Source organism: Kluyvera ascorbata ATCC 33433 (assembly GCF_000735365.1).
In the GTDB taxonomy this organism is placed as follows: domain Bacteria; phylum Pseudomonadota; class Gammaproteobacteria; order Enterobacterales; family Enterobacteriaceae; genus Kluyvera; species Kluyvera ascorbata.
On the sequence record NZ_JMPL01000160.1, the window covers coordinates 1 to 8150 of the forward strand.

Sequence of the window (8150 nt, forward strand, 5' to 3'; positions counted from 1 at the left end):
AAGATGAGCATCCGCGCGCGGAAACCACTTTGGAGCAACTGGCCTCACTGAAAACCCGTTCCGTAAGGGCGGCGTGGTGACGGCGGGCAACGCTTCCGGCGTCAACGACGGTGCGGCGGCGCTGATCATCGCAAGCCAGCAGCAGGCCACCGCGCAGGGCTTAACGCCACGTGCGCGCATCGTCGCCATGGCGACCGCGGGCGTTGAACCGAGGTACATGGGGCTTGGGCCAGTTCCGGCGGTGCGTAAAGTGCTGGAGCGCGCCGGGCTGAATATTAACGATATGGACGTGATTGAGCTGAACGAAGCCTTTGCCGCCCAGGCGCTGGGCGTGCTCAGACAGCTTGGACTGGCGGACGACGCGGCGCATGTGAATCCCAACGGTGGCGCCATCGCCTTAGGCCACCCGTTAGGCATGAGCGGCGCGCGGCTGGCGCTGGCAGCGACGCTGGAGCTGGAACGACGCAATGGACGCTATGCGCTGTGTACGATGTGTATTGGCGTGGGTCAGGGCATTGCCATGATCCTCGAGCGAGTGTGAGCTAATTGACCTGCGAGTACCCTACAACATGACAACTACAACAAAATTAGATCCGATTGAAACCGCATCGCGTGACGAGTTACAGGCTCTGCAAACCGAACGCCTGAAGTGGACGCTGAAACACGCCTACGAAAATGTGCCGATGTACCGCCGTAAGTTTGATGCGGCGGGGGTTCACCCGGATGATTTCCGTGAGCTGAGTGACCTGAGTAAATTCCCGTGCACCACCAAACAGGATCTGCGTGATAACTATCCGTTCGATACCTTCGCGGTGCCGATGGAGCAGGTGGTGCGTATCCATGCGTCATCCGGTACTACCGGCAAGCCGACCGTCGTGGGCTATACGCAGAACGATATCGATACCTGGGCGAACATCGTCGCCCGTTCGCTGCGCGCCGCTGGCGGCTCGGCGAAGGATAAAATTCACGTGGCCTACGGCTACGGCCTGTTCACCGGCGGCCTGGGCGCGCACTACGGTGCCGAGCGTTTAGGGGCGACGGTGATCCCGATGTCCGGCGGCCAGACCGAGAAACAGGCGCAGCTGATCCGTGATTTTAAACCCGACATGATCATGGTCACGCCATCTTACTGCCTGAACCTGATTGAAGAACTGGAACGCCAGATGGGCGGCGACGCACGCGGCTGTTCGCTGCGTACCGGCGTCTTCGGCGCAGAGCCGTGGACCACCGGCATGAAGGCGGAGATTGAACGTCGCCTCGGTATTACCGCGCTGGATATCTATGGCCTGTCCGAAGTCATGGGGCCGGGCGTGGCGATGGAGTGTATTGAAACCGCCGACGGCCCAACCATCTGGGAAGACCATTTCTTCCCGGAAGTGGTCAACCCGGAAGACGGTACGCCGCTGGCCGACGGCGAGCACGGCGAACTGCTGTTCACCACGCTCACCAAAGAAGCGCTGCCGGTCATTCGCTACCGCACCCGCGACCTGACGCGTCTGTTGCCGGGCACCGCCCGCACCATGCGCCGGATGGATCGCATCAGTGGCCGCAGCGATGACATGCTGATTATTCGCGGCGTGAACGTTTTCCCATCGCAGGTGGAAGAAGAGATCCTCAAAATTGAACATCTGGCGCCGCACTACCAGCTGGAAGTCGATCGCCGTGGGCATCTTGATTCACTTTCAATTCGCGTTGAGCTGAAAGAGAGTAGCCTCGTGCTGAGCCACGAGCAGCGCTGCCAGATTTGCCACCATCTGCGTCATCGCATTAAGTCGATGGTCGGCATTTCAACGGATGTCAGCATCGTTAACTGCGGCAGCATTCCACGCTCCGAAGGCAAGGCCTGCCGCGTATTCGACCTACGTAAAGCCGCAGCCAACGGCTAAGCAATGTAGCCCGGCCGAGCGAAGCGACGCCGGGTTTTTGCACCGAACTACTCCCGGCGTCACTTCGTTCGGCCGGGCTACAAATTCCTGTGCTATGATTCAAAAAGGACAAAAACAACAACACTATGAATCATATGGAAAAACTCGATAGCTTTATTCAGCAGGCGGTGACCGCGATGCCGATCAGCGGCACCTCGCTGATTGCCTCACTGTACGGTGACTGTTTATCTCAGCGCGGTGGAGAAGTCTGGCTTGGCAGCGTGGCGGCGCTGCTGGAAGGGCTGGGCTTTGGTGAACGTTTTGTGCGTACCGCGCTGTTTCGCCTCAACAAAGAAGAATGGCTGGACGTCGTGCGCATCGGCCGCCGCAGTTTCTATCGCCTGAGCGATAAAGGGCTGCGCCTGACGCGTCGCGCCGAGAGCAAAATTTATCGCGCCAGCGCCCCGGAATGGGACGGTACCTGGCTGCTGCTGCTCTCCGAAGGGCTGGAAAAAAACACCCTTGCCGAAGTAAAAAAACAGCTGATCTGGCAGGGGTTTGGCGTACTTGCGCCAAGCCTTCTGGCTTCGCCATCGCAAAAGCTGGCGGACGTCCAGTCGCTGCTGCACGAAGCGGGCGTAGCGGAAAACGTTATCTTCTTCGAAGCCCATTCGCCGCTGGCGCTCTCCCGCGCCGCGCTGCGTGAGCGAGTCGAAGAGTGCTGGCATCTGACCGAACAGAACGCCATGTATGAGGCGTTTATTACGCTGTTCCGTCCTCTGCTGCCGCTGTTACGCGATGCCGAGCCCGATGAGCTAACGCCGGAACGCTGCTTCCAGATTCGCCTGCTGTTGATCCATTTCTATCGCCGCGTGGTGCTGAAGGACCCACTGCTGCCAGAAGAGCTGCTGCCCGCCCACTGGCTGGGCCAGACCGCGCGCCAGCTCTGTATCAACATCTATCAACGCGTTGCCCCAGGGGCGCAGGCTTTCGTCAGTGAAAAAGGCGAAAGCTCGGTGGGCGAACTGCCCGCGCCGGGGCCGCTCTATTACCAGCGTTTTGGGGGATTACCCGAAGCGTAACAGGAGAAGCCATGCCGATTTACCAGATTGACGGGATGACCCCGGTTGTTCCAGTGGAAAGCTATGTTCATCCGACCGCCGTACTGATTGGCGATGTGATCCTTGGCAAAGGCGTTTACGTTGGCCCCAACGCCAGCCTGCGCGGCGATTTTGGGCGTATCGTCGTCAAAGATGGCGCGAATATCCAGGATAACTGCGTCATGCACGGTTTCCCCGGGCAGGACACGGTGGTGGAAGAAGACGGGCATATCGGCCACGGCGCCATTCTGCACGGCTGTGTGATCGGCCGCAATGCGTTGGTCGGTATGAGCGCGGTGATTATCGACGGCGCGACCATCGGTGAGAACAGCATCGTTGGCGCGTGCGCTTTTGTCAAAGCGCGGGCGGAAATGCCCGCCAATCACCTGATTATCGGCAGCCCGGCTAAAGCGATTCGCAGCTTAACCGAGCAGGAGCTTGAGTGGAAGAAACAGGGCACGCGCGAGTATCAGGTGCTGGTCGAACGATGCCAGAAGACGCTGGTTGCCGTCGAACCGTTAACCGAAGCAGAGCCGGGCCGTAAGCGTCTGGAGTTTGACGAAAACCTGCGGCCGAAATCCGCTATTTAGGGTAGCGCAACGCCTCCACCAACAACGTAAACGCGGTGGTGTGCTGGCGGCGGCTGGGGTAATAAAGATAATAACCGGGAAACGGCGCGCACCAGTCGTCAAGCACGCACTGTAAGCGCCCGGCGGCTACGCCATCCAGGACGGTGTCCTCAGGAACATAGGCCAGCCCTAAACCGGCTTCTGCCGCTTCAATGCGCTGCGGCAGGCAGTTTAGGATCAGTTGCCCCTCAACGCGCACGCGCAGAGGCTCGCCGTTTTGTTCAAACTCCCAGGCATACAATCCGCCGCGCGTCGGCAGGCGCATATTAATACAGCGGTGTTGCGCTAAATCGTGCGGCGTTTGCGGAACGCCATAGCGGGCAAGGTACTCCGGCGAACCAACGACGACCATCCGCATATCCGGGCCAATCCGCACCGCAATCATATCGCGCGCCACCTGTTCCCCTAAACGCACACCGGCGTCTAAACGCGCATCGACAATATCCGTCAGGCCGTTATCGACCGTCACCTCAATATTGATTTCCGGGTACTGCACCATAAAAGGCTTAATCAGCGGCCAGATGACGGTATTCATCGCATGCTCGCCGACGGTGAGGCGAATGTTGCCCGCTGGGCGATCGCGCGTATCGCGCAGCGCAGAAATCTCCTGTTCGATTTCCTGCAGGTGCGGGGTAAGCCGCTGATACAGCTTTTCACCCGCCTCGGTCGGGGAGACATTGCGGGTGGTGCGCGTTAGCAGTCGCACGTCGAGACGGCTTTCCAGATTGCGCATCGCGTGGCTCAGCGCCGACTGCGACACGCCAAGCTGCGCCGCCGCGCGGGTAAAACTGCGCTCGCGCGCGACGACCATAAACGAAATGAGGTCGTTGATGTTGTCTTTAAGCATGGGATGTGGCCATTAATGAATCTGGTTCATAGCTCCAGAGGGATTTTTTTAGTTTAATGTTCGTCGCGCGATATGCAACCCGGGAACGTGAGTGAGAGGCCAATGAAAATCAATGTGGTAGGCACCAGCGGCGTGGGGAAATCGACGCTGGCTAAGCGTCTGGCGACGCTGTTTTCCGTGCCCTATATCGAAATGGATACGCTTTACTGGCGGCCAGACTGGCAGGGCGTAACCGATGAGGAACTCTTTGCCGCGCTGACGCAGGCAACCGCTGCGCCCGGTTGGGTACTTGACGGTAATTACAATCGTAGTCGCCCGGTAAAATGGCGCGACGTGGATCTGGTGGTGTGGGTGGATTACAGCTTCTGGCGCACCTTCCGCCAGGCGGTCTGGCGTGCCGCAAGCCGGGCGTGGCGACAACAGGAATTGTGGCCTGGCACCGGTAATCGGGAGAGCTTCCGACGTTCGTTCTTCAGCCGTGACTCCATTATCCTCTGGACGCTGAAAACCTGGCGGCCAAACCGCGCGCGTTATCTGCGAGATATGGCCGATCCTGCCTGGCGGCATATCCGCTTTGTGCGGCTGCGCAATCAGCGCGAAACCGAAGCGTTTATCACGCAGTTGATGGCCGAAAAAGCGCGGCAATCTACCACTTAAGCGCACGAAAAGGCAGTGGTTTACGCCAGGCTATGGTAGCTTTATGGCTCTAACCATAAGGAGCCCTGCAGATGCCACACGTTGATATCAAATGTTTTCCCCGCGACCTGAACGACGAGCAAAAAACCGCGCTGGCAGCGGACATCACCGAAGTATTAATTCGCCATCTGAATAGCAAAGAGGGCGCTGTTAGCGTTGCCCTGAATCAGGTACAGCAGAGCGACTGGCAGCAGGTGTGGGACACCGAGATTGCCCCACATATGGATGAGCTGATTAAAAAGCCCGGCTATAGCATGTAAGCCTTTCGTAGCCCGGACGAGGCGCTAGCCGACTCCGGGGAGGCTCGGAGCCATTCCCGGCGGCGCTTCGCTTGGCCGGGCTACCCTTGCTGGTTACTCTGAAGGGGTGTTGGCGCGGATTTGTTTTCCGCTCGCCACAAACGTTCCTGCGCCGAGATGATGCAGCGTATTGCGCTTATCGTCGTCGAAATGCCAGCGTCCGGCGATGAATGCCTGCTCATCCGCGGCGGCGGAAACCACTTCGCCAAACAGCGTGTCGTATTGCCCGGCGGCGGCCGTGGCGGGCAGCAGTCGGCACTCCATCCACGCCAGACATTTCTCTTCAATTACCGGCAGCCCCAGCACCGGGCCTTTCACCACCGGAATACCGTAGGCGTTGAATTTATCCTCTTCGCGTCCGCTGACGCTGCCAACGGCATACGTCCAACTGGCGGCGGCGACGCCTGGTACCACGATGCCGAACGTGCCGTTGCGCTCAATAATTTCCCTCGACCAGGCGCTCTTATCGACCACGATAGCGATGCGCGGCGGCTCGAACTCCACCGGCATTGACCAGGCCGCGGCCATCACGTTGCGTCGTTTTGACTCGACGTCAAAGCTGGTAATGAGGATGGTCGGGCCGTGATTGAGCAGGCGGCTGGCGTGGTGAAGTTCAACGGGGCGAAAACGGCTCATAAGGATTTCCTGGATAATGGGATGCGGTTAACCACACACTAAATCGCAATAAAAGCGTAATCAATACGTCATATCACCTGCCTATAGTCGCCAGCACTAAGTCCCAAAGAGGATAACAATATGTTGGCTCCCCTGATCTTCATGCAGGTGAGCGCGGCCCGTCGGATTTCGACCGCGGGTGACGCATCGCTTTCCCATCGGGGAGGGCAAAAATGCGCGCGCTAACTGGCATTCGGCTCGACGGCGTTTCCTTCGCTTTCGGTGCCACCACCGTTCTTAATCACATTAACCTGCAGATCGATGCGGGCAGCATCGTGGCATTGCTTGGGCCTTCCGGCTGCGGCAAAAGCACGTTACTGCGCCTGCTGGCAGGGCTCACCGTTCCCGCTGAAGGTGAAATTCATTTCGGCGACCGTCTGATAGCCAGACCCGGCTGGGGGCTGCCGCCCGAACAGCGCGATATCGGCATGGTTTTCCAGGACTATGCGCTGTGGCCGCATATGACTGCCGCTGAAAACGTCGCTTTTCCGCTGCGAATGCGCGGCGTGGCCCGTGATGAGCGGACGCGCCGGGTTAATGACGCGCTGGCGATGGTCGGGCTTTCCGGTTTCGGCGAACGTAAGCCTTCCGGGCTCTCCGGCGGGCAGCAGCAGCGCGTGGCGCTGGCAAGGGCGATCGTCGCCGAACCACGGGTACTGCTGTTTGATGAGCCGCTTTCCAACCTCGATAGCGAACTGCGTGAATCGTTATGTCTGGAGATGAGCCGACTGCTGCGCCAGCTCGGCATCACCGCCGTGTACGTCACCCACGACCGCCGCGAGGCCGAACTGCTGGCCGACCGAATTGTGCACCTTTCTGCGGGCAGCATTGCTGCTGTTCGCACCGTTGATTCTACCTCAGGGGAACTTGTATGAAATCCGTTAAAAAAGGCGTTGCGCTCGCGATGATGTTATCTGCTTCGATGATTTCCAGCGCCCATGCGCTGACCGTATACACCGCAGGCCCAGGTTCTCTGGCAAAAAATCTGGCCAGCGGCTATGAAAAGAAAACCGGCGTGAAGGTGAATATCTTCCAGGCCACCACCGGCAAGGTGATGGCACGTCTGGAAGCCGAGCAGGCTAACCCGCAGGCGGACGTGCTGATTTCTGCCTCGTGGGACACCGCTGAAGACTTGCACGGCCGCGGCTGGTTGCTGCCATATCAGAGCGGGAATGCCGATAAGGTTCCGGCGGCGCTGAAATCTACCGACTATGTGGCGCAGGGTATTTCGGCGCTGGGGATTGTCTGGAACACCAAAAGCGGTACTCCGGAGCCGAAAGAGTGGCGCGACCTGACCGAAGCGGCGTTTAAAGACAAAGTCACCACGCCGGACCCGGCGCTTTCCGGTGCCTCACTCGATTTGCTGATCGGGTTACAAAATGGCATGGGTGATAAAGCCTGGGCGCTGTTTGATGAACTGAAAAAGAACGGCATGGTGGTGAGCGGGCCGAACGCGCAGGCGGTTACGCCGGTGATGCAGGGGGCGAAAGCGGCGGTATTTGGCGCGGTGGACTATGTCTCCTACGGTAATATCGATCAGGGCGAATCGCTGAAGGTGATTTTCCCGGCAAGCGGTACGGTGATTGCGCCGCGCCCGATGATGATCCTCAAATCCACACAACATGCGGATGAGGCGAAAGCCTTTGTCGACTACGTGCTTTCGCCGGAAGGTCAGGCAATGGTGGCCGAAGCGTGGCTGATGCCGGCTCGCAGCGATGTGTCGGCGAAACGCCCGTTGCTGAACGACCTGAAAGTACTGCCAACCGCCAGCGATGGTAGCAGCGAGCGCAGCGCCGTTCTGGCTCGGTTCAATACGTTGTTCGGGCAGTAAATTTCCGTCGCCCGGCCGAGCAAAGCGACGCCGGGATTTAGCATTGTGTACAACCCCGGCGGCGCTTCGCTTGGCCGGGCTACAATCTGGAACCTCGGGTGAAACAAAATCCCTCTACTTTCGTCACCCTCATCGCTCTGGTGGTGCTGGTGGCATTACCGCTCTTTTTCATTCTGTTGCAGGCTATTTTCCCGCAATTTAGCGCCGG

At 59.0% G+C, this 8150-nt stretch carries 9 protein-coding genes and 1 pseudogene; 8 read left to right on the top strand and 2 right to left on the bottom strand.

All coding sequences use genetic code 11. The features are described 5' to 3' along the window. From GKAS_RS21690 to paaY, 4 genes and pseudogenes are all read left to right on the top strand, one after another. Positions 1 to 541 (top strand): annotated as a pseudogene (locus GKAS_RS21690) (acetyl-CoA C-acyltransferase); the annotation flags it as partial. A 28-nt stretch (positions 542 to 569) separates the two neighbouring features. Beyond that, positions 570 to 1886, top strand: a complete 1317-nt coding sequence (gene paaK / locus GKAS_RS21695; RefSeq protein WP_035897384.1) for a phenylacetate--CoA ligase PaaK — start codon at positions 570 to 572, stop codon at positions 1884 to 1886. Positions 1887 to 2020: 134 nt separating this feature from the next. After that, on the top strand, positions 2021 to 2947 hold the full coding sequence (paaX, locus tag GKAS_RS21700) for a phenylacetic acid degradation operon negative regulatory protein PaaX (protein WP_167540431.1): 927 nt from the start codon (positions 2021 to 2023) through the stop codon (positions 2945 to 2947). Positions 2948 to 2958: 11 nt separating this feature from the next. Continuing rightward, positions 2959 to 3555, top strand: coding sequence for a phenylacetic acid degradation protein PaaY (paaY, locus tag GKAS_RS21705; protein WP_035897388.1), 597 nt, complete (start codon positions 2959 to 2961; stop codon positions 3553 to 3555). On the opposite strand, the gene GKAS_RS21710 is transcribed toward paaY, so the two are convergent. Beyond that, the gene (locus GKAS_RS21710; RefSeq protein ID WP_035897389.1) at positions 3548 to 4441 is read right to left on the bottom strand and encodes a LysR family transcriptional regulator; all 894 of its coding nucleotides are present in this window, start codon (positions 4439 to 4441) and stop codon (positions 3548 to 3550) included. The genes paaY and GKAS_RS21710 overlap by 8 nt on opposite strands. 102 nt (positions 4442 to 4543) lie before the next feature. Here GKAS_RS21710 and GKAS_RS21715 point away from each other — a divergent pair, with 102 nt between their 5' ends. Beyond that, positions 4544 to 5098: an AAA family ATPase gene (locus GKAS_RS21715; RefSeq protein WP_035897391.1), complete on the top strand. Its 555-nt coding sequence runs from the start codon at positions 4544 to 4546 to the stop codon at positions 5096 to 5098. A 71-nt stretch (positions 5099 to 5169) separates the two neighbouring features. Further along, entirely contained in the window at positions 5170 to 5397 is a 228-nt protein-coding gene (pptA, locus tag GKAS_RS21720) for a tautomerase PptA (RefSeq protein ID WP_035897392.1), read from the top strand. A gap of 93 nt (positions 5398 to 5490) precedes the next feature. Here the strand turns inward: pptA and GKAS_RS21725 are convergent, their stop codons facing one another. Beyond that, entirely contained in the window at positions 5491 to 6072 is a 582-nt protein-coding gene (locus GKAS_RS21725; RefSeq protein ID WP_035897394.1) for a flavin reductase family protein, read from the bottom strand. Between the two features lie 212 nt (positions 6073 to 6284). Here GKAS_RS21725 and GKAS_RS21730 point away from each other — a divergent pair, with 212 nt between their 5' ends. Together GKAS_RS21730 and GKAS_RS21735 are read left to right on the top strand one after the other, a co-directional pair. Beyond that, positions 6285 to 6986 (top strand): ABC transporter ATP-binding protein, encoded by a 702-nt coding sequence (locus tag GKAS_RS21730; RefSeq protein ID WP_035897396.1) that lies wholly within the window; start codon positions 6285 to 6287, stop codon positions 6984 to 6986. Beyond that, positions 6983 to 7942, top strand: coding sequence for an ABC transporter substrate-binding protein (locus tag GKAS_RS21735; protein ID WP_035897398.1), 960 nt, complete (start codon positions 6983 to 6985; stop codon positions 7940 to 7942). Before GKAS_RS21730 ends, GKAS_RS21735 begins: the two co-directional genes overlap by 4 nt. The last annotated feature ends 208 nt before the right edge of the window (positions 7943 to 8150 follow it).

What these genes read in the sequence shown, in the direction of transcription:
- paaK (WP_035897384.1), top strand. Translation starts at nt 570, where the DNA reads ATGACAACTACAACAAAATTAGATCCGATTGAAACCGCATCGCGTGAC.
- paaX (WP_167540431.1), top strand. Translation starts at nt 2,021, where the DNA reads ATGGAAAAACTCGATAGCTTTATTCAGCAGGCGGTGACCGCGATGCCG.
- paaY (WP_035897388.1), top strand. Translation starts at nt 2,959, where the DNA reads ATGCCGATTTACCAGATTGACGGGATGACCCCGGTTGTTCCAGTGGAA.
- GKAS_RS21710 (WP_035897389.1), bottom strand. Translation starts at nt 4,441, where the DNA reads ATGCTTAAAGACAACATCAACGACCTCATTTCGTTTATGGTCGTCGCG.
- GKAS_RS21715 (WP_035897391.1), top strand. Translation starts at nt 4,544, where the DNA reads ATGAAAATCAATGTGGTAGGCACCAGCGGCGTGGGGAAATCGACGCTG.
- pptA (WP_035897392.1), top strand. Translation starts at nt 5,170, where the DNA reads ATGCCACACGTTGATATCAAATGTTTTCCCCGCGACCTGAACGACGAG.
- GKAS_RS21725 (WP_035897394.1), bottom strand. Translation starts at nt 6,072, where the DNA reads ATGAGCCGTTTTCGCCCCGTTGAACTTCACCACGCCAGCCGCCTGCTC.
- GKAS_RS21730 (WP_035897396.1), top strand. Translation starts at nt 6,285, where the DNA reads ATGCGCGCGCTAACTGGCATTCGGCTCGACGGCGTTTCCTTCGCTTTC.
- GKAS_RS21735 (WP_035897398.1), top strand. Translation starts at nt 6,983, where the DNA reads ATGAAATCCGTTAAAAAAGGCGTTGCGCTCGCGATGATGTTATCTGCT.